General features: G+C 38.5%; 22 protein-coding genes and 1 riboswitch. Of the genes, 2 read left to right on the forward strand and 20 right to left on the reverse strand.

All coding sequences use genetic code 11. From position 1 onward, the window contains the following. Positions 1-6: 6 nt before the first annotated feature. From ablB to ACFX40_RS07825, 11 genes are all read right to left on the reverse strand, one after another. Complete coding sequence (gene ablB / locus ACFX40_RS07775) at positions 7-855, reverse strand: putative beta-lysine N-acetyltransferase (protein ID WP_335570819.1); 849 nt, start codon at positions 853-855, stop codon at positions 7-9. Positions 856-881: 26 nt separating this feature from the next. Next, positions 882-2,147, reverse strand: a complete 1,266-nt coding sequence (locus tag ACFX40_RS07780) for a peptidase (RefSeq protein WP_098249160.1) — start codon at positions 2,145-2,147, stop codon at positions 882-884. A 13-nt stretch (positions 2,148-2,160) separates the two neighbouring features. Beyond that, positions 2,161-2,823 carry a 3-oxoacid CoA-transferase subunit B gene (locus ACFX40_RS07785; protein ID WP_028410899.1) on the reverse strand — a complete coding sequence of 221 codons (663 nt, stop codon included), beginning with the start codon at positions 2,821-2,823 and terminating at the stop codon, positions 2,161-2,163. Continuing rightward, positions 2,808-3,509 (reverse strand): CoA transferase subunit A, encoded by a 702-nt coding sequence (locus ACFX40_RS07790; protein ID WP_014458548.1) that lies wholly within the window; start codon positions 3,507-3,509, stop codon positions 2,808-2,810. The genes ACFX40_RS07785 and ACFX40_RS07790 overlap by 16 nt, the downstream gene beginning before the upstream one ends. Next, positions 3,510-4,859, reverse strand: a complete 1,350-nt coding sequence (locus ACFX40_RS07795; protein WP_028410898.1) for an aspartate aminotransferase family protein — start codon at positions 4,857-4,859, stop codon at positions 3,510-3,512. It abuts the gene before it with no gap. A 108-nt stretch (positions 4,860-4,967) separates the two neighbouring features. After that, positions 4,968-6,203 carry a dicarboxylate/amino acid:cation symporter gene (locus tag ACFX40_RS07800; protein WP_028410897.1) on the reverse strand — a complete coding sequence of 412 codons (1,236 nt, stop codon included), beginning with the start codon at positions 6,201-6,203 and terminating at the stop codon, positions 4,968-4,970. Between the two features lie 180 nt (positions 6,204-6,383). Then, positions 6,384-6,538: riboswitch (cyclic di-AMP (ydaO/yuaA leader) on the reverse strand. A gap of 603 nt (positions 6,539-7,141) precedes the next feature. Next, a complete protein-coding gene (locus ACFX40_RS07805) occupies positions 7,142-8,611 on the reverse strand; it encodes an NAD(P)/FAD-dependent oxidoreductase (protein ID WP_013084690.1) in 1,470 nt (489 codons plus the stop codon). A 217-nt stretch (positions 8,612-8,828) separates the two neighbouring features. Continuing rightward, entirely contained in the window at positions 8,829-10,229 is a 1,401-nt protein-coding gene (locus tag ACFX40_RS07810) for an ATP-binding protein (protein ID WP_013058734.1), read from the reverse strand. Between the two features lie 153 nt (positions 10,230-10,382). Continuing rightward, positions 10,383-10,568: a YjcZ family sporulation protein gene (locus tag ACFX40_RS07815; protein WP_075419415.1), complete on the reverse strand. Its 186-nt coding sequence runs from the start codon at positions 10,566-10,568 to the stop codon at positions 10,383-10,385. Between the two features lie 87 nt (positions 10,569-10,655). After that, complete coding sequence (locus ACFX40_RS07820; RefSeq protein ID WP_240717334.1) at positions 10,656-11,081, reverse strand: hypothetical protein; 426 nt, start codon at positions 11,079-11,081, stop codon at positions 10,656-10,658. Further along, a complete protein-coding gene (locus ACFX40_RS07825; RefSeq protein ID WP_169305181.1) occupies positions 11,071-11,232 on the reverse strand; it encodes a hypothetical protein in 162 nt (53 codons plus the stop codon). The genes ACFX40_RS07820 and ACFX40_RS07825 overlap by 11 nt, the downstream gene beginning before the upstream one ends. A gap of 214 nt (positions 11,233-11,446) precedes the next feature. Here ACFX40_RS07825 and ACFX40_RS07830 point away from each other — a divergent pair, with 214 nt between their 5' ends. Further along, positions 11,447-12,202, forward strand: coding sequence for a DUF4397 domain-containing protein (locus ACFX40_RS07830; RefSeq protein WP_014458542.1), 756 nt, complete (start codon positions 11,447-11,449; stop codon positions 12,200-12,202). Positions 12,203-12,233: 31 nt separating this feature from the next. Here ACFX40_RS07830 and ACFX40_RS07835 read toward each other — a convergent pair whose 3' ends face one another. The 7 genes from ACFX40_RS07835 to ilvA all read right to left on the reverse strand — a co-directional run bounded on the left by ACFX40_RS07835 (position 12,234) and on the right by ilvA (position 19,007). Then, the gene (locus ACFX40_RS07835) at positions 12,234-12,806 is read right to left on the reverse strand and encodes a YpmS family protein (protein ID WP_013058738.1); all 573 of its coding nucleotides are present in this window, start codon (positions 12,804-12,806) and stop codon (positions 12,234-12,236) included. 12 nt (positions 12,807-12,818) lie between these two features. Next, positions 12,819-13,703: an SGNH/GDSL hydrolase family protein gene (locus ACFX40_RS07840; RefSeq protein WP_028410895.1), complete on the reverse strand. Its 885-nt coding sequence runs from the start codon at positions 13,701-13,703 to the stop codon at positions 12,819-12,821. Between the two features lie 236 nt (positions 13,704-13,939). Continuing rightward, a complete protein-coding gene (locus ACFX40_RS07845; protein WP_028410894.1) occupies positions 13,940-14,518 on the reverse strand; it encodes an SCO family protein in 579 nt (192 codons plus the stop codon). A 24-nt stretch (positions 14,519-14,542) separates the two neighbouring features. Beyond that, complete coding sequence (locus tag ACFX40_RS07850) at positions 14,543-16,159, reverse strand: ATP-binding protein (RefSeq protein ID WP_028410893.1); 1,617 nt, start codon at positions 16,157-16,159, stop codon at positions 14,543-14,545. Between the two features lie 150 nt (positions 16,160-16,309). Then, positions 16,310-17,152, reverse strand: a complete 843-nt coding sequence (locus ACFX40_RS07855; protein ID WP_377254769.1) for a DegV family protein — start codon at positions 17,150-17,152, stop codon at positions 16,310-16,312. A 171-nt stretch (positions 17,153-17,323) separates the two neighbouring features. Continuing rightward, the gene (locus ACFX40_RS07860) at positions 17,324-17,575 is read right to left on the reverse strand and encodes a DUF2535 family protein (RefSeq protein ID WP_377237873.1); all 252 of its coding nucleotides are present in this window, start codon (positions 17,573-17,575) and stop codon (positions 17,324-17,326) included. A 160-nt stretch (positions 17,576-17,735) separates the two neighbouring features. After that, on the reverse strand, positions 17,736-19,007 hold the full coding sequence (gene ilvA / locus ACFX40_RS07865; protein WP_013084697.1) for a threonine ammonia-lyase IlvA: 1,272 nt from the start codon (positions 19,005-19,007) through the stop codon (positions 17,736-17,738). Between the two features lie 231 nt (positions 19,008-19,238). On the opposite strand from ilvA, the gene ACFX40_RS07870 reads away from it, so the two are divergent. Then, positions 19,239-19,457, forward strand: coding sequence for a hypothetical protein (locus ACFX40_RS07870; RefSeq protein WP_028410891.1), 219 nt, complete (start codon positions 19,239-19,241; stop codon positions 19,455-19,457). 277 nt (positions 19,458-19,734) lie between these two features. Here ACFX40_RS07870 and ACFX40_RS07875 read toward each other — a convergent pair whose 3' ends face one another. Next, positions 19,735-20,220 carry a dihydrofolate reductase gene (locus tag ACFX40_RS07875; RefSeq protein ID WP_050691566.1) on the reverse strand — a complete coding sequence of 162 codons (486 nt, stop codon included), beginning with the start codon at positions 20,218-20,220 and terminating at the stop codon, positions 19,735-19,737. Then, positions 20,217-21,011, reverse strand: a complete 795-nt coding sequence (locus ACFX40_RS07880) for a thymidylate synthase (RefSeq protein ID WP_013058746.1) — start codon at positions 21,009-21,011, stop codon at positions 20,217-20,219. The genes ACFX40_RS07875 and ACFX40_RS07880 overlap by 4 nt, the downstream gene beginning before the upstream one ends. Positions 21,012-21,274: the final 263 nt, after the last annotated feature.

Below are 21,274 nucleotides of genomic sequence, written 5' to 3' on the forward strand. Positions count from 1 at the left end.
TATTTCTCACCCTTTACTTTTTGACAGATCCTTCACCCATACGTTCATATCTTCTAACGATTTATAAATGTAACAATTATTCGTTAACCTTCCCGTATAGGTATAGCCAAGCTGCTGAAAGGCGGCGTTCATTCCGAATGAAAGCGCTCTCGCTATTGTGTATGCACAAAAAATATGCCGCTGTTTTAGCTCCGCCTCTAGTGCGTTTAATAAATGCTTCATGAATCCATACTTTCGATAAGCAGGGAGAGTCGCACAATCCGTTAGTTCAGCATTGTGGTAGACATAGTCAATTTCAGCAGAAGCAGCGCTAACGATATCGTTCTTGTCAACTATGATATAAAACAAGCTATCTTCTTGAAGCAAATTAGAGAGATACTCTTCTTCGTAGAGGGGAGTAGGATACACTGTGAAGATTTGACGGTAGAGCTGAGAAAGTTGTTTAGCGTCAGATGAAATGGCTTGGCGCATGATCAGTTGATTCGATAAAGAAGAATAATCAGATGTCGGCAAATTCAACACATCTTGAAGCAGCTCTGTTTCTTTTAACGTCTTCCCGCTGTCTCGGCGGGATTGAGACGTATAGTAGCATAAAAGATACGCGTCGCTTCCGTTAAAATAGTAGGGAACAGTTGCTTCTAAAGAAAATCCCAAGCTTATCCAGTCCAACAGATGTTCAGCACGTACTTTTATAATCCACTTTTCGTACGTTTTCTTATCAATTTCTTTATATATATAGCTGTAAATATCGTTCACATTTCCCCGGTAATCATCTATTCTCAGACGCTTGTTATATTCATCTAAAAAAAGAGTCATAGCAAAGGTTGGCTGACAAACATTTTCTTGTTTCCCCATTTGTTTGTATCCTCTCCCTTTTTAGCTTAGTCTGCAATACTGCACCAGTCTGCTACAGTGAGAGCAATAATTTCTGCTGCGTCAAGCATCGTTTGAATACAAATATACTCATTCGGAAAGTGGGCCACTTCTGTTACTCCCGGTCCAAACACAACTGTTGGAATATCCCCTACTTGTGACAGTATCCCTCCGTCGGTTCCCCAAGGAGATGCTTCAATGATCGGCTGATTCTGTTTCACTTGATAAAAAGAGGACGAAAGAGAGGTCATAAGCGGATGCTCTAATTCAATTTCACCGGGAAGCCAGTGGGCCCCAAACCATTCCAAGTCGACAGGATGCTCAGCAAACCACTCATCACGCTGATGCAAAAGTTCAAGCCAGGATTTCATTTCTGCTCTGACATTTTTCATTTTTTCATGCGGAGCAACTCCTATCCTGCCTTCTAATATTACTTGATCAGCGACTGAAGAAGGCCACGTTCCTCCTTGTATATTTCCGATATTAATCGGCACGGGAATGGGAATTTTATTATAGAGCGGATCGGTAATTCGGCTGTTTCTCTCTTTTTCAAGACCCTCAATATGTTTAAGCACCACAGCTGCTTTTTCAATCGCACTCACGCCTTCATACCGAGTCCCTCCATGTGCTGCTACTCCATGCACGGTGACTCGAAACCACATGGAGCCTTGCTGTTTAGGGAAGATCTTCATGTTGGTTGGTTCTGGAATAATGGCACCATCTGCTTTGTACCCTCTAAGTACACAGGAAAGTGTTCCTGCACCTCCGCTTTCCTCTTCTACTACGCTTTGAAAAATAACATCTCCTTTTAGTGAAATATCTAGCTCTTTCAAAGCTTGAATAGCTAAAAGTAATGACACATTTCCTCCTTTCATATCCGTTGCTCCGCGTCCATATAAGTTTCCATCTTTTACAACAGCCGTATAAGGGTCTTCCGTCCACTGTGAAAGATCTCCGGGTGGTACTACATCAATGTGCCCATTCAAAATGATGGATTTCCCTCCACCTTTCCCTTTTAACACGCCTACCACATTTGGACTGTCTCGAAAAGTAGAACGGTTGGAGGCAAAAGCTTCATGGCTGCGAAGTATTTTTTCATCCGGTTCCCATATATCAATATCTAACTGCAACTGTCGAAGGCGTTCAATGACAATTGCCTGCGCATGCTTTTCAGAACCTTGTACGCTTGCTTCTTCTACGAAACGCTTGAGTAAACGCACTGCACTTTGACGATGCTCTGTCATCCAGTTATGAATAGATTGCTTTATGTTCATGTAATGGTCCTCCTTATGGTATCGTAATCAATTGATCACTCAGGCGAACTGTCGCTTCTGTTGAACTCAAAATATCCTCTACGGTATAAGGAGACATTAACTCTGTTAGAAGAAGCGCATCTTTTTCTACTTTAAAAACCGCCCTATCTGTAATAACTAATCCCACGCAGCCCGAAGCAGTCAGAGGTAAAGAGCACGTCTTAACCAGCTTCGGTTCTCCTGTCTTGCTCGTATGATTCATTAGCACAATGACTTTTTTCGCTTTTTGAGCTAATTCCATCGCTCCTCCCATCCCAGGAACTCGCTTACCTGGCACAATCCAATTAGCTAAATCCCCTTTTTCACTCACTTCTAACGCGCCAAGAATGGTCATATCGACGTATCCTTTTCGAATCATCGCGAAGGCTGTAGCACTATCACAGTATGAAGCCCCGTGAACGGTAGTTGTTGGATAGCCTGCTGCATTGCAGACATTCTCATCTTCTTCACCCAAAGGAGGCGAAGATCCTAACCCTAAAATTCCGTTTTCAGCATGAAACATCACATGAACAGCGCTTGGTACATAATTAGGAATAAGAGAAGGAATGCCAATCCCTAAATTAACAATCATGCCGTTTTTGATTTCAGCCGCAGCACGTTTTGCAATACGATGACGAATATCTATTCCCAAACCCATTTCCAATTCACTCCTTTTGAAGGGACAATATAATCCACAAATACACCTGACGTCATCACGTTCTCTGGGTCAATGTCCCCAAGAGGAACGATTTCATCCACTTCAGCAATAGTGATACGACCTGCCATAGCCATTAATGGATTAGTGTTTCGAGCGCTTTTATCATAAAGCAAGTTGCCGAATGGATCTGCTTTTTTTGCATATACAAAAGCTACATCGGCTGTGAGTGGTTTTTCAACTAAAAATGTCTTGCCGTCTACTTCCACTTTTTCTTTTCCAAATTGAATAATGTCATTTTCAATTCCTACATCAATCAGTACTCCTCCGAGTCCAACTCCTCCCGCTCGAATCCGTTCAGCAAGCGTTCCTTGAGGAGAAAACTCAACTTTCAGCTTTTCTTCTGTCATCAGCGTTCCAGCCACTGGGTTCGATCCAATATGAGAAGCGATCAGCTTTTGAATTCTTCCTTGGCTTACCAATTTTCCCGCACCAATATGAGGAAAGCCTGAATCATTACATATCAATGTAAAATTTGATTTTCCGCTTTCAATAAGACCGTCAATGAGAGAAGGCGGGCTGCCTACTCCTCCAAACCCTCCTATCATCAGCGTAGCAGCATGATCCACGTATTCAATCGCTTGTTCCACAGTTGTAATCTTTTGAAATGAGTTTTCGACCTTTGTCACTCATTCCACCTCATTTCCCTGTTTTTCATTTTGCACTTCATGCAATGTTTTCGAAAGCAGATCGACCGCTTCATCAAGTTGACGATGAGTAATCGTAAATGGTGGCGCAATAATAATACCGTCTCCTTCGACTCCGTCTGTTCCTGCTTGCGAAGGATAAAGGAGAAGACCATTTTTTTGGGCTTTACTTATTACGCGCGCCGTCATATTTTCAGAGGATGAAAAAGGCTCCTTCGTTTTTGGATTTTGCACAAGCTCAAGACCAACTAATAAGCCTTTACCACGTATGTCCCCAATGATAGGGTAAAGAAGCTGAAGTTTCTTCAATTTCCCTACTAAATAGTCTCCTTTCAGCGCTGCTTCTTGAACAAGATCATGCTTTTCAATATAGCTTAAAACAGCTATCCCTACAGCGGATGACAGCGGATTAGCGCTTAGCGTATGTCCGCTCATAATTAATTTGGATCCGTTCATAATAGGTTCAATCGTTTTGCTGCTAGCTAACGTAACGGCTATTGGTGTATATCCTGCTCCCACTCCTTTTCCAAGCGTCATAATGTCTGGTTTAACTCCCCAGTGCTCATATGCAAACATCACGCCTGTACGCCCAACTCCCGTCATGACTTCATCCGCAATCCATAACACATCATATTTATCACAAATTTCTCTTATCACTTCATAATAGCCAGGAGGAGGTGTAAGGGCTGCTCCGGCTGCTCCTACAATGGGCTCGGTAATAAAAGCAGCAATATGTTCAGGGCCGGTTCGTTTGATAACTGTTTCCAATTCGTGTGCACAAGCAAGATTACAGGATGGATAGGTTTGATGAAACGGACATCGATAGCAATAAGGAGGCGAAACCGAAGGATAATCTTCAAGCAAAGACGAAAAGCGTTTTCGTCTTCCAACGTGCCCTGACATAGACAGAGCTCCTATTGTAATACCGTGATAGCTCATCCAGCGTGACAAAACCTTTGTTTTGGTTGGCTTTCCTTGCTCTTGAAAATGCTGAATTGCCGTTTTCATAGCCGTTTCAGTCGCTTCTGTCCCGCTGTTAACAAAAAAGCTCCACTGGAAATGATTGCTGCTTAATTCACATAGTTTCTTAGCTAAGGCTTCTGTTGGATCACTTGTAAACTGCGACCGATATACAAAGGCAACTTTCTGTGCCTGATCGGTCATCGCATCAATAATTTCTTTTACGCCGTGTCCGATACTTGCTGTAACTGCCCCCGACGAAGCATCTATGTACCTTTTTCCATCTTGGTCGTACAAATAAATTCCTTTTCCATATGAAATAACTGGGTAGTCGTCGTCGAGCAGCGGCTTTATTACATGAGTTTTATTCATTTCCGCACTCTCCTTTCAAACATACACTCTTATTAAACTGTATGCTGAAACGAAGAGTTTCTTGCCAATAAAAAAAGCCCTAGCATATAGCTAGAGCTTTTACACTTATTAAGCTGATTGCGTTACAGATTTATCGATACGCTTTGCTTCTGACTCAGCCACAATAACGGCACACGCAGCGTCTCCCGTAATATTTACAGATGTACGAAGCATGTCAAGCAAGCGATCAATTCCAATAATCAATCCGATACCTGCTACAGGCAAGCCAACCGAACTCAATACCATTGCTAGCATAATGAGACCAACTCCCGGCACACCTGCTGTACCAATACTAGCAAGCACCGCTGTCAATACAACCGTCACAAGAGCACCAAGCGACAGGTCAACACCGTATACTTGTGCAATAAAAATAGTCGCTACACCTTGCATAATTGCCGTCCCGTCCATGTTAATGGTAGCACCTAACGGCTGAACAAAACTGCTGATGGACTCCGGGACACGAAGGTTTTTTTGAGCCACATTCATTGAAATCGGAAGCGTTGCATTACTGCTTGATGTACTGAATCCAACTGTCATCGCAGGAGCAAAACCTTTAAAAAATTCAATAGGGTTACGTCTCGCCATAAGAGCGACTGATCCTCCATATGTTACAATCGAATGGATAAACAGTGCGAGCACGACTACAATCATGTACAGCCCCATCGCTTTAATTGCCTCCCAGCCTTGACTTCCAACCGCGGTTGCAAGAAGTCCAAATGTTCCGTAAGGAGCAAACTTCATCACTAGATTTACAAGATACATCATCAATTCATTGCCTTGCTCAAGTAAATTGTAAAGCCCTTTTGTTTTATTTCCAAGCATCGTAATACCAAAACCGATAAAGATAGAGAAAACGATAAGTTGAAGCATATTCCCTTCAGCCATCGCTTGGATTGGGTTGACTGGAATCATATTTAAGAATGTCTCTCCAACCGGCGGTGCTTTTTCGGCTTCAAAAGAAGCGTTTTTTGTATCAAAAGATCCAAACGTACCCGGTTTAATTGCATACGCTAAAATTAAACCAATAATAATAGCAACGGTTGTTGTAACTAGGAAGTAGGAAACTGTTTTAGCCCCGATTCTTCCTAGTTTTTTAGGATCTCCTAAACCTGCTACACCTAACGTGATAGAGAAAAACACAATTGGTACAACAAGCATTTTAATTAAGCTTAAGAAAATTTGGCCAAGCGGTGTAAACAAGTACTTGTCCAGCGGAGCAAAAGCACTTGGAGCAAAAGCATTGATCAACACTCCCACAACAGCACCAGCAATTAGCGCGATAATAATCTTTGTCGATAGCTTCATAGATTTACCTCCCGTAAATAAATTATATTAGAATGATTCTAACTACCATACTTATTTTACCATGCATTGAGAGCGATAACACTCAAAATATACAATATATTAAAAATTTTCAGATTAATAGTTTAGGAATATTTTTATCTATACAAAAAACCATGAGAATATCATGGTTTCATAGACCTGTTATTCCCTCACTGAATGCTTACGGAGTTAGCTGTCGGATTCGGGTACGTGAGTTACCCTACTTGATTTATTCAAGATTCACCCCAAGTACACTACGCACAAATATGGGTCCCCCGTTCTCTTATAAAACAAAAGAGATTAAGCAAATAATTTTCTTTAATATTTTTGCATGATAATAATTCTTACTTTAATTAAAATTCATTTTATATGTTTCTGTCAAGTTTTTATTCAAAAATAATGCAGGATTTTATCATAAAAAGTTGAGCATTTTTATATTTTAAAATATTTACATCATATTTCAATAAACCACAAACATTTATTTAACAAGACTTAAAATCTAATGGATAAAAAATTAATTCAAAAAATAGTTTGTAAAGCGAACTTTCTTTTTATTAAATTACATTCATAAATTTGCATAATTATTCTAATATCCGCGTACTTTACTGCTTTCATAAATATTTTACTCAACAAAAAATAACTCTTTCCAACTGTTGATTTTATCCTTGTATTGCTTGATACAAATTCTCTGAAATTTCACTGAATTTGTTGATAGAAATAAATGGACATTGTCAATTCGCCTTATTCTATTTAATTCTGCTCACGATAGAAATATGGATGCCGTAATACCTTTTAAAAAAGAGCGAGTAATTATCATATAAAACTATCGGAGTTGGAGGGGTATAAGTTCTTTACTTTTTACTTATTCGCTTTCGTTATTTAACACATATAAAAAAAGAGGCCGTGACGGCCTCTTTTTTTTATACAGTAACAGGTTCAGAACTTGCTTTGCGATTCTTTAATTTTTCAACAATGTCACGCGCTACCCACACACCGCACGCACTTGCCTGCGCGAGTCCTCGCGTAATACCAGCTCCGTCTCCTCCCACGTATAAACCGGAAATTTCAGTTTCAAACTTATCATTTAACTTCGGACGGGCTGAGTAAAATTTCGCTTCCACACCGTAAAACAGCGTATGTTCAGATGCTAACCCAGGCGTTACATGATCCAGTGCTTCTGTCATTTCAATTAAGCTTTTCATCGTATTGTAAGGAAGCACTAAGCCTAAGTCACCCGGTACAGCTTCTTTTAACGTTGGTTCTAAAAAGCCCTCTTTAATTCGAGTCGCTGTTGAACGACGGCCCTTTAAAATATCTCCATACTTTTGAACAACTAAGCCCCCGTTTGACAGCATATTAGCTAATCTTGATACTTCGTGCGCATATTCGTTCGGCTGATCAAATGGATCCGAAAATTTATGAGAAACAAGCAGCGCAAAGTTCGTATTTTGACTTCCAAGCTTCGGATCTTTGTATGCGTGTCCATTTGCTAACATAATACCTGAATGATTCTCTACTACCACATGTCCTGAAGGATTGCTGCAAAACGTTCTAACTCTTGTACCTACGGACGTATTGTAAATGAATTTCCCTTCGTACAAGTGCTTGTTGATTTCTTCCATAACAACGTTCGATGTTTCTACTCGAACGCCGATGTCCACTTGATTGTTAATCATTTTTAAACGACGTTTTTTTAGTAAGTCGCTCATCCACTTCGAGCCGTCTCGACCTGGTGAAACCACCACTTTATCAGCCGTAATTCTTTCACCATTTTTCAATTCAATACCGCGCACGATATGCTGACCATCTTCTTTTTCTGTTATTAAATCGGCTACTTCCGTTTTATACTGCATATCAATTTTTTCTTTTAAATATTCATAAATGCTTTTTAAAATTTCTAAATTTTGCTCTGTTCCTAAATGACGCACTTGGGCACGCAATAGCTTTAATCCTGCTGCGTATCCGCGTTTTTCAATTTCACGAACTTTATCAGTTAACGGATCCGTAATCGTATCGGTTGCTCCGTGTTTTAAATTAATTTCATCCACGTATTTAATTAAATCTACCACCTGTGATTCAGACAGATAATCCGTCATCCAGCCTCCAAATTCACTTGTGATATTAAATTTTCCATCTGAATATGCGCCGGCTCCACCGAAACCATTTGTGATAGAACAAGCAGGCAAACAGCCAGCAAACTCTTTTTTGCCAACCGCAGGCGGACATTTTTCAATTTTTTTCTGAAGAATCGGACAATTACGTCGATAGATATCGTGTCCTTTATCGATTAATAAAATAGTTGCTTCCGGTAATTTTAACGTTAACTCATAGCAAGTAAAAATCCCAGCGGGTCCTGCCCCTACCACAATAACATCATAATTTGAGTTCATTGTACATTCTCCCATCATCTTTTTTCTTCGGGTAAAAGATAAAAGTTATTGACCGAATTTTCTTTTTTTATTATCATTCGGTTATTTTCTAGCCATTTGATAATATATCAAAAACAAACCCTTTAGTCAACAATATACACGAACATTAAAATAAAAAAATAAAAAAACATTCGTTTTTATTTCAATCAAATAAAAACCAGTGAACGAATAGCAAGCGCTATGAAATGTTCACTGGTTCTTTAATATACGGAAGAGCAATTTCTACTTTTGTTCCTACTCCTACTTTACTCGCAAATGAAATATGCCCTTGATGCTGTTCGATTATTCGGTAGCTAATCATTAACCCTAGCCCTGTTCCTGTTTGTTTCGTAGAATAAAACGGTTCACCTAGCCGGGCTAAAGATTGCTCATCAATTCCACAGCCTTCATCCTCGATAATGACCATGCCGTATTCATTTCTTTTCTCAACGGTGACTTTAACTGTACCTTTGCTCATTGACTCAAGCGCATTTTGAATTAAATTAATAAAAACTTGTTTAAGCGCATTTTCTTCACAAAAGATTGTAATCTCATCACTAATTTCATTAATAATACGACAGTTTTTATAATTGGCGTGTGTATCTAATAGTAATGTCACGTGACGGATGATTTGATTGAGACTTTTTGGGTGGTATGAATTTTCAATTTTAGGCTTGGCCAGCGTTAAAAATTCTTGAATAATGGATTCGACGCGATTCAATTCTTCAAGCATAATATCATTGTATTCTTCATTATACTGTTTTGATGCTTTTAACAGCTGAATAAACCCTTTAATCGCCGTCATTGGATTACGAATTTCATGTGCTACTCCTGCCGCTAACTTGCTCACCATTGTAAGCTTTTCAGATTTGCTTGCCATTTCATCATATTTTTTTCGATCCGTTACGTCGCGAATAATATACTGAATGGCATCCTGTCCTTCAAACTTAATTTTGGTTGCCGAAGATTCAATAATGACGACTCCTTTTTTAGTCAATAGTTTCACATCAACACGCGGCCTCACCGACATTCCGTTCATTAGCTGAACCATTCGTTCTTTTACGATTTCTAAATGTTCGGGATGAATAAAATGAAGCCAAGGACGCCCGATATACTCTTCTTTTTTCTCGCCGCCAAGAAGTTTAACACCAGCGGGATTCAAATATTGAATTCTGCCTTCTCTTGTTACAATAAATGCATCTTGGCTTTGCTGGACAAACTGCTTATATTGCTTCATTTTCCGAATGACTTCCTCTTGCTTTTCAATACTTGAGGAAAACTCTTTCCACTGAACAACTAAGAGCGGAATATCCCCTTCCGTGCGCTGAATATGGATGTGCATCGGAAACTGCTGATCTACTTTTTTCTTAAGTAAAACAACTTCTTCCTCTTGCTTTCTTAACGGTTCCACTTCATGCTTTTCAATAAAAAAGCGATTTGGCTCTTCAAATACATTACAGGAAAGAAGTCGTTCCTCCGTCGTTTTAAAAAGGTGGCAGCACGCTTCATTTAAAATTTGGATATCTCCATCCATATTCATTACGAGCATTGGTGTAAATGACATTGAAAATAGCTGTTGAAATACTTTTTCCTTTTCCATATATTCACCTTCGCTTATTGAGTTACTAGCTATAGTATAATATGGTAAATGTTGATTTGGCAAAATTTTTTTATTATTTAAACAATTTATATGTAAGTTTGTCCTTTTCCATCTGTTATAAAAAGCTCGCACATGCGAGCAAATGAGGCCTAATCAGCAAAAACAAGTACAGCCAATGATGATTAATAAAATAAATAGCACAACAATTAATGCAAATGACTGGCCCGTTCCACAATGATGATAACCGCCAATTGGATAGCTAATTGGATAATGGCAAGTATCATACAGGTGGTGATAGCCTCCGTGATGGCATGGGTCGTAACAATCGTAGTTATACATAGCAATCTCTCCTCTTGTTTTTTTCATTTCGTACACTGTACTTTATATGCGTTAGTTGATTGTCCTGTATGTGCATTCGCCCATTTTTCACTTTCTCTTACGCCATATTCGCCTTTTAGGCTGCAGCGTATACGAAAACAACAAAAGTAAAATACTTCCCATCACCAGTAACGTAGTAAAATTTTTCATAAACTCAATAATGACCCCTATATACGGGAGATGGTATGCGTAGCTTCCAATCACTTTAAAAGAAGCAGGCAAAGAATCTCTTTGAGCTGTAACCAGTACATCAAGCTCTTGATTATGGGCCAGTACAAGTTCATTTTTTGAAGAAGATGATTCGTCTCTAAAGACAACTATATCTCCGCGATTCAGGTGGTGATAATCCGTTTCTTGAACGGTCACGGTGAAACCAAATAGGCTTGGAACTGTACTAACAAATACAAATGTAAAGCAAATTGCATAAAGAACAAGTACATATCGAAACGCGGAAAACATACATTTATTGATCATAGGTAATCAGCTCAATTCGCTCGGTTACTTTATTTAGCACGGGGGTAATGTGATTAAATGAAGTAGAGCGCTCTGTAAATTGAATTAAAAGTAGCAGCAGTAAAAAACTTAACATAATTAACCGTAGCATCCGAGCATAAAAATCGCGCATGCTCTCACTCCTTTTTCCTATACTAAATTCGGTCGTACAATAAGCCTTCAGTCAATAATTTGATTCAGTATATGCACATAGAGGGCATTTGGCTCATTGTTTCTTCTTGGAGGTCTCGGGAGTGATCAGTGATCGGCATAAATTATGAGTTTGAGCATATGTTTGGTTACGTATGGAAATGTTTTTATACTCCGACAATAAGGGAGCTGAACATATGGCTAATTATTCCTTTGATCAATATATTAAAAAAGCAATGAAATACGATTTTCTAGCTAACTACTATAAGTATAGTGATCCATCTAAGCATATTCATTATTATCAAAAGCATTTGTACTATATCCAGCAGGCCATCTTAACTTCTTCTGAAAATACGAATCTGCGCGTAAATCCGCCACAAATTCGTATACTTCACGCTTCTCCAGATTCTCCATCTGTAGATATTTATATTAACAACAAACGAGTGATTCGCAATTTAACTTATAAACAAGAAACAGATTATATTGAATTACAAGAACCTGGAAGATATACAATTTCTATTTATCCCGCTGGAGAAACGGGAAGACCTGTTTTAACGGAATCATTTACATTTGAAGGAAACCAAAATTACACGGTAGCGGCGGTAGATGAGCTAAACAAGCTTGATTTATTATTTATCTATGACAATACGGATGTGCCAAGTGGAGAAACAAAGCTTCGATTTGTTCACCTTTCTCCTGATGCTCCTGCTGTGGATATTGCGGCTAGAGGCGGAGACGTCATTTTTTCTGGAGTGCAGTTTAAAGAAGTCACAAAATATTTGCCTTTGTCCCCCATGCATGTTCAACTTAGTGTGCGCATAGCAGGAACCAAAAATGTAGTACTCGAAATCCCGGCACTGAACCTTCGTCCGAATCGAACATATACGGTATATGCCGTCGGATTTGCTAAGAACCGTCCTGCATTAGAAGCACTGATTTCCCAAGATCGTTAACGAAAAAAACCTTCCAAATTGGAAGGTTTTTTTATTCACTGCGCGAAATTAAACGTACGCGAATATCATCATTTTTTAAATCAAACTTTTGTACTTTTACAGCAAAATCACTCTCTAACTTCATCTGCTGTAACGCTACGTATACTGATTCATTCTTTGGATCGATCGTTACCCATTCTGGTAGCGCAAAGTTATTATTTACGTATCGAAGCACTGTGCGGACAGGAAGCTGCAGCTTTCCAACAGAAAGCGACTGCTGTTCAAGCACAATATCTCCATTTTTTTGTACGATTGGATCAAATGTCATTCGAATATTAATATCATCGCCGAATACTTGAATCGTACCGTCTACTCTTACTACATCAGTAAGAGTAATTTTGTAGTTAAGCGGCTGATTCTTAAATTCTTTTTTTAAATATTTATCAATCAGTACATTTAAGTCGGCTTTTTTAGCCAAAATTGTTAGTTCTGCGTCTCCTTCTACTTTTTCAGAGGGAGTTGGATTGGCCTTGTCAACCGGTTGAAAAATAAACGCAATAATAAGGATAGCCCCTAGAACATTAATCCCTAATAACGCGATAAATAGGGTTTTCCACTTCTTCATATAACAATCTCCTTACTCGTTCCCACTCTCTTTCGTGTTTTTCTCTTTTTCATCAGATGTAACTTCTTCTGCTGTTTCCTTTTTCTGGTCTCCAACGAGAGGATCTTCTTCCTCCATTGATTTACTAATGCGTTCAGCCATTAGTTTGTACCCTTTTTTATTAGGGTGAAACTCGTCTTTCCCTAATAAATTTACGTCAGAATCATAAAAAATATCATCAATTTTTACATAACTTACATTATCATATTGAGAAGCAATTTTCTCGCTTGCCGCATTCCATTCATTAATAACAACATTAATTTCTTTCACATCACTTAACGATTTAAAGAATGGATTATAAAAACCGATTAAATAAATATGAGCATTAGGGTTCAGCTTACGTATACGTGAAAACACGTCATTTAGACGTTTTTCATATTTTGACTGCTGTGATTCAAACGTCTTAATTGAGATATTGTAAAAGTAATCTCTTACCACTTTCATCACGTCATTGCCGCCAATCGTCAAGAAAACGATGTCTGCTCTTGATACTTCAGCTGCTACTCCCGGCTGATTTAACCTCGCTAATAGCTGATCCGTCCGATTTCCTCTTTTACCTAGATTCTCTGTTCGTACATTTTGCACTTCATTTTGTTTAGAAAGGTATTTAGTTAAGTATGGTACATAACCGCCTTTTTTAGACTCATCTCCTACTCCTTCTGTTAATGAGTCACCAATGGCTACAATATCTAAATCTACAGGAAAAAATCCTTTCGGAATATGCTTTTTAGGTGTTAAATCCACTTCTTTCTGAACGGCTTCTTCTTTATTGTCCGTTGGCAAAAAAGTCGTCGTCGAACAGCTTGCTAACACCACCGCACTTATACTGCTTATCACTATACTTTTCCATTTTCTCATCATAACACCTACTAACTATGCTGTATTCTCGCTGTCACAAGCAATACTGCTTACCGCTCTGAATAACTATATCTTTATATCTTATCATACTATGTCAAGTTGATATTTTACTACGTTTCTTATATATAGTATATGTAAAAAAAAGGATAAGCATGTTTCTTTCATAAAAATATCCGCTAACACATCACTATAAAGATAGCTGTGTTTGACGGATAGTTTTGACGGATTTATAGCTCTTACTGAAGGGTTTTGATATCTTTTAACATATCTTCATAAGGAGGGTCAGTCACTCCCTGATAAGATTTTTGAACGACTCCATCTTTGTCAATTAGAAAAAAATCTGTACCGTGAATAACCTGCGGATTTTCTTGCGGCTTTTTCACAATCGTTTTAAATTGGTCCAGCGCAAACTTCTCAATTTCTGCTTGTTTATACCCCGTTAAGAAATCCCAATTCGAAAAATCAGCGCCAAATTTAGTCGCATAGTCCTTCATTTTTGGTGGAGTATCGACTTCAGGGTCTACGCTAAATGAAACAAAGCGAACATTCAGCCCTTCATCCTTGGCCATTTTTTGTAATTTAGCCATATGAGCCGTCATTGGGGGACATACGGTTTCGCAGCTTGTGAAGATAAAGTTAGCTATCCAAACGCTCCCTTTCAGCTGACTTAGCCCTACTTTCTTTTGATCTTGGTTAACGTAAGAAAAAGAGTCCATCTTCCAATTAAGCGGATTTTCTATTTTGGAACCACAGGCTGCTAACATCATACAACTAATGAACAGTAAAAAAAACAATTTATAAGACCAGCTTTTCATATGTTCCTCCTGCACGGTTAAAGTTTAGTCATAGCTAGGGAAAATCAAGGTAAACGTTGAACCTTTTCCTGGTATGCTTTCCACTTCAATTCTTCCATTCATTTGTTCGACCAGCTGATAAGAAACCATTAGACCAATCCCTGTTCCTTTTTCTTTTAAAGAATAAAACGCTGTTCCCAGCCGGTTCACTTGTTCACTGGTCATGCCTATACCAGTATCTTCAATTTGAATATGTACATGCCCTTCTCGCTTGTAAAGTCCTACTCGAAGCGTTCCTCCAGCTCTCATAGCTTCAATTCCATTTTTCATAATATTAAGCAGAACTTGATTCAATTCGTTTCGGCTGCCGCGAACATACATCTCTTCTTTTGCGTCTAATTCTATGAGTATATTGTTTGTTAACAAAGCATAAGAAGATAATAAGTCTACTAAGCTTGTAACACACTCTAAGCAGTTAATAAAACGATGCTGATGAACATCCGGCTTGGCTAAAGATAAATAGTCATGAATAATCGCTTCCGCTCTGTCCATTTCGTTAATCATAAGATGAATGTAACTTAATTCAGTGTTTGAAAGCTTTGTGTTATCTTGAAACAGCTGCAAAAACCCTTTTACCACCGTCATAGGATTTCGAATTTCATGCGCTACAGAAGCAGCTAATTGACCAATTGCATTCATTTTCTCTGCTCGCTGCAATTCCTTTTGCATCCTCGTTTTTTCCATAATAACTTCTAATTCATCAATCGCTTTAGCAATTCCATCTTTTGAATGACTGAAATTCGTTTCTACGTTCAGCTGTTCTTTTGTTGCTGACACTTGTTGAAAAAGCTGCTGAAGCCGCTCGGTCATTTCATTAAATCTTGTGTGTACATTCCCTAACTCAGAATCATTTTCATGTGTCAGCTTCACATCAAACTTCCCTTGACTTACTGCTTGAATTCCTTCTATTAATTCCCCTAGGGGCGACATTAATCGCCTTAGTCCCCAGTCTTGAATAACAATAATAAAGGTAAACAAAATCGTAAACGCAACGATCAAAGCCACAATTAAACGTTTTTGGTAGATATAGATAGCGCTTGCATCTATATCTACACCAAGAATAGCCACGACTTTTCCAGAGCTGTTTGTAATAGGCGATAAAACGGTTATCCACGTCCCGAATTCGTCTTTGTATGTAGATGTTACGATATTCTTCTTTTCTTGTTCTGCTTGCTTAAATGATTTGTAAAATTCTTCTCCTCCATAATAAATCATGGACGGCTCTAGTGATTGCTTAATTTTCTTATTCGCTGTTACGATAATCTTATTTCCATGCGACTTGAATTTTTCGGTCGTCATAATATATCCCTGCAAGTATGACGGATGCAATTCATAAATCTTTCTAAACTGCTTTTCTAGCTCGTCTTTTTCAGGAATCGTCCCGTTCCTTGAATCCACTGCTGCTATTACGTCTTGTTTAGATAAAGACTCCCTCCATAAATCAGCCATAATTAACGCGTGCTGCGTTAGTGTCTCTTTTGCCATCTTTTTTTGAACTTGATAGCTAATGGCTAAAGAAATGACTCCAAGGGCAACTACAATTAAAGTAGAAAATAAAACCGTTTTGTTAAACACACTCAAATTTCGAATATATTTTTTCATCGGTATACTCCGGATTCAAAAGAATAGTAACCAGCACAGCATTCGCTGGTAGAAAGTTGATTCTATTATATCATACGTTCGTCCACTTCTCTTTCCCCTTTTTCCAAAAAAGAGAAAACCAAAAAAGTGACTTGCAAAAAGCAACCCACTTTATTCAGCAAAATACATAAAACCAATTGCACCAATACCTGTATGCGTCGAGATAATAGGCGTCGTATCTTCAATTGAAAATTGCATATAGCCCCTTGCCTTCACAATTGATTCTTTTAATTTAGAGGCGAGTCCAAATCCATCTGCATGTACTAGCCCTACTCCTTTAATACTTTTTCCTTCTGTATGCTCTTCGAACTGTTTTGTTAAAAACTTAACAACTTGAGAATGGCTGCGCACTTTAGCAACAGGAGTATATACTCCGTCAGCTAGAGAAGCAATCGGCTTAATATTTAAAAGAGAACCGATCAATCCTTTTCCTCGTCCAATACGTCCACCTTTAACCAAATTTTCAAGCGTATCAACTACGACAAAAAGATTCGTATTTTGACGCACCTCTTCCAAGCGCGTGACAATTTCTTCTACTGTATGCCCATCTTCAATCATTTTCACCGCTTCAAAGACTTGAAACGAAAGAGCTTTTGTAATGTACATAGAATCAACAACGGTGATGTTTCCTTCTACCATTTGAGCCGCGCTTTCAGCTGCTCGAACAGTTCCGCTCATTCCCCCAGTCATATGAATCGAAATGACGTCATACCCTTCACTAACTAATCGTTCATATACTTCAACAAAAGAACCAATAGCTGGCTGAGAGCTTTTCGGTAATTCTTTTGAATTTTTCATTTTTTCAATAAAATCTGTCGGCGTTAATTCCACGCGATCTAAATACGTTTCATTATCAATGTTAATACATAAAGGTATCATCTCAATACCGTACTTTTCAGCTTCTTCCAACGTTAAATCAATTGTTGAATCCGTTACCACTTTAATTTTCGCCATGTGTTCACCCCTATAAGATGCATTGCAGACTAGTATAACATGAACGCTTACAACAATATAGTTATAATAGAATGCAAGTTTTGCTAATTCATAAAACGCATCTTCAACCTTTTATATCAACAAAAAAAAAGTTGACTCTGCTGAAATATTCATAAAAGTCAACTTTTACGTTTATGCATTATGTTTTAATACATGAGACTTAAAGAGCTGTTCGTAATCTTTCCATTTCAACACGCGTTTTAAATATTCTTGAAACGAGTAGGCTTGCTTCGGAACTGATTCGTTCGTGATTTGTCTAATAAATAAATCAAGTTTTGCAGATAACATGAACCGAAACGTGCTATTTTCCTCTAAAACTGGAATTTCAGTAATTTTTACTTTTTGACCACTGACATGTTTAAATTCAAGGCTTTTTAATAGCAAGGCGATCAACCCTCTTTTTACCCGTTTATTTTATTATAATGCTTGAGGCACTTTCTGTCTTGATAAAATAAAAAGAAAATACAAATATTTTTAAAATAAAAATGCTTCATCAACTTATTCGACAGTTGATGAAGCATTCCTTTTTAAAATGACCTTCTATTTAAATAAATAAGTGAAACAAGTTGCTTTCTTTATTAATTTCTGTATAAGGGAATCCTTTTTTATCCATACGATTAATCAGTGGATAATAATCTTCTTTATGCTTAAGCTCGATTCCTACGAGTGCTGGTCCGCTGTCTTTGTTATTCTTTTTCGTATACTCAAAGCGCGAAATATCGTCTGTCGGTCCAAGCACTTCGTCTAGAAATTCACGAAGAGCTCCTGCGCGCTGAGGAAAATTAACGATAAAATAATGCTGTAATCCTTCATAAATCATCGAACGTTCTTTGATTTCTTGCATGCGTCCAATGTCATTGTTTCCTCCGCTGATGACGCAAACAACCGTTTTCCCTTTAATTTGCTCACGGTATGAGTCAAGAGCAGCAATCGAAAGAGCTCCTGCTGGTTCTGCTACAATCGCATTTTCATTGTATAGAGATAAAATGGTTGTACAAACCTTGCCTTCAGGAACAACTACAATATCGTCCACAAGTTCTTTACTGATGTCATACGGAAGCGTTCCAACTGTTTTAACAGCTGCTCCGTCTACAAATGGATCGATTGCCGGTAGCGTCACTACATTTCCATTTGCTAAAGATGTCTGCATGCCAGGCGCGCCTGCTGGTTCTACCCCAATCACAGCTGTTTGAGGCGAGATGCTTTTTACGTATGTGCCGACACCGGAAATTAATCCGCCCCCGCCGATACCCGCAAATACGTAGTCAATTTCATCTTCACAGTCATTGAACATTTCAACGGCTACTGTACCCTGTCCTGCAATAACGTCTACATCGTTAAATGGGTGAATAAATGTTCGATGTTCCTCTTCACTGCACGCAATAGCTTGTTCATAAGAATCATCAAACGTATCTCCGATTAGTACGACCTTTACGTTATCTTTGCCTAAAAATTTCACTTGATTAATTTTTTGGCGCGGCGTTGTGCTCGGCATAAAGATTTTACCATCGATATTTAAATGACGGCACGCATATGCTACACCTTGTGCGTGGTTTCCTGCACTTGCACAGGCAATTCCATTTTCTAATTCTTCTGGGGATAACTTTTTGATTCGATTGTACGCACCACGAATTTTAAATGAGCGCACCACCTGTAAATCCTCACGTTTTAAATAGATATTACATTCATATCGTTCAGACAAAACGTCATTACGCTGTAGTGGTGTATGCACAACAACATCTTTAATCAATTGATTTGCAATCATGATGTCCTCTAAATGTACGTGTTTTGTTCGATTATCTACTTGTTGTTTCATAACCAACTTCCTTCCTCTTCTACCATTATTAATTTGTACATTATATCACAAAAAATTTAGAAAAATCATTATTTTTCATTAATAATAACTAAAAAAACTTTTCCAACTATTTTACTGTCCACATACTTTACATATGTTTAGCAAACGCTAAATAGACTTACAAAATTGCCCATACTTTCTACATGCAGCTGATGCGATAACAGGTATAAATCAAGAAAGGTTGTGGAATAAATGGAGTTTTCGCTTCAAAGTCATGAAAGTGCCGTTCCGTGCGAAATAGTTGCAGACGAAGAAAACGGTAGATACATGCTTCGCAAAGCAGATACGAGCGGAGAAGTTTTTAACACACCAAGCGAGCTGATTCAATGGATTGAAGCTAACTGGAGCTCTGAACAGTTTGTGAGCCCAGCGGCTTTCCACGAAATGATGAAGCAATTAAAATCAATATAAAAAGAGATTGAAACATAACGAAATCAATCTAAAGACGAATAAATGGAATATAGGTGCTAGCTAGTAGGGGGCGCTTGTTACACCGCAGTTGATTTCCATGCAAGGCTTCGCTTTCCGCGGGTGAGCGGTGAGCCTCCAATCACCTGCTAAAAGCACCTACATACATGAAATCTACCTTCACCCTCATAATGAAAAGATCCGAACGATTCAACGTTCGGATCTTTCTTCAACTAACATACTTTTGTACCAGACTCGCGTTTTTTATAAACAAAAGCCATCAGCTTCGCTCGTATACGGTAAAATAATACGTGTAGGGATTTTTTTCATCTTTAATTCCTTGCTGCTTCGAAATAACTTTCCATTCGCTCAAATCAATCGCAGGAAAATGTGTATCTCCTTCAAAGGATTCTTCAATATGCGTAATATAAAGTCGGTTTGCAACGTCTAATGTTTGCTCATACAGAGTAGCTCCGCCAATCACGAAGAGCTCGTCTTCTTTTTCAGCATCTAATGCTTCTAGTTCCTCAACTGAATGAATAACGGTTGTTCCTTCTTGTTGATAATCTTTTTGACGCGTAAGAACCACATTTTCGCGATTAGGAAGCGGGCGTCCAATTGATTCAAATGTTTTTCTTCCCATTACAATCGTATGACTCGTTGTGATGCGCTTGAAATACTTTAAATCTTCAGGAAGACGCCATGGCAAATCATTTTCTTTACCGATCAGCCTGTTTTGATCCATTGCGACAATGAGGGAAATCATACGCTCACAGCTCCTTTGATGTGAGGATGCGCATTATAGTCTACTAACTCAAAGTCTTCAAATTTAAAGTCAAAAATTGACTTTACGTCTGGATTGATTTTCATTTTTGGCAAAGCATGAGGCTCACGCGTTAACTGCAGGTTTACTTGTTCAATGTGATTGCTGTAAATATGCGCATCGCCAAACGTATGAACAAAATCACCTGGCTCTAAATCACACACTTGTGCCACCATCATTGTAAGCAGCGCATATGAAGCAATATTAAACGGTACGCCTAGGAAAATATCAGCTGAGCGCTGATACAATTGACAAGACAATTTGCCGTCCGCTACGTAAAACTGAAATAAGCAGTGACACGGCGGTAAAGCCATATTGTCTACATCAGACACATTCCAGGCGCTTACCATTAAGCGGCGAGAATCAGGGTTGTTTTTAATTTGATTGATAACATTTGTAATTTGATCAATTTTTTCTCCGTCCGGAGTTGGCCATGAACGCCACTGATGACCATACACAGGGCCAAGTTCCCCGTTTTCATCCGCCCATTCATTCCAAATGCGCACGCCGTTATCTTGTAAATACTTAACGTTTGTATCTCCTTGTAAAAACCAAAGCAGTTCATGAATAATTGATTTCAAATGAAGTTTTTTTGTCGTTAATACCGGGAAACCTTCTTGTAAATTAAAACGCATTTGATAGCCAAATGTGCTAATTGTACCTGTTCCTGTCCGATCTTCTTTTTTTGTTCCATTTGCTAACACATGCTCGCAAAGTTCAAGATATTGTTTCACTTCCGACACTTCCTTTATTAAAAAGTCCTTTTCTATTGTATAAGTGTTCACGAGCTAAGTAAACAACTAAATCTCAGCTCATGCAGAAAAGTTTTTTATCATTTAGATACGCGATTTCCCCGAAAAAAACGAGAATGAGACCTAACAAAATCAATTAAATAATCGCGTATAAATCGCTTATGACACGGCGGTTGATCTCCGTGCAAGGCTGGCGGCCGATGAGCCTCCTCGTCGCTTACACTTGAGGGGTCTCATCTGTTCCG

It is taken from the genome of Priestia sp. YIM B13552, from assembly GCF_042787775.1.
Classification (GTDB): domain Bacteria; phylum Bacillota; class Bacilli; order Bacillales; family Bacillaceae_H; genus Priestia; species Priestia megaterium_E.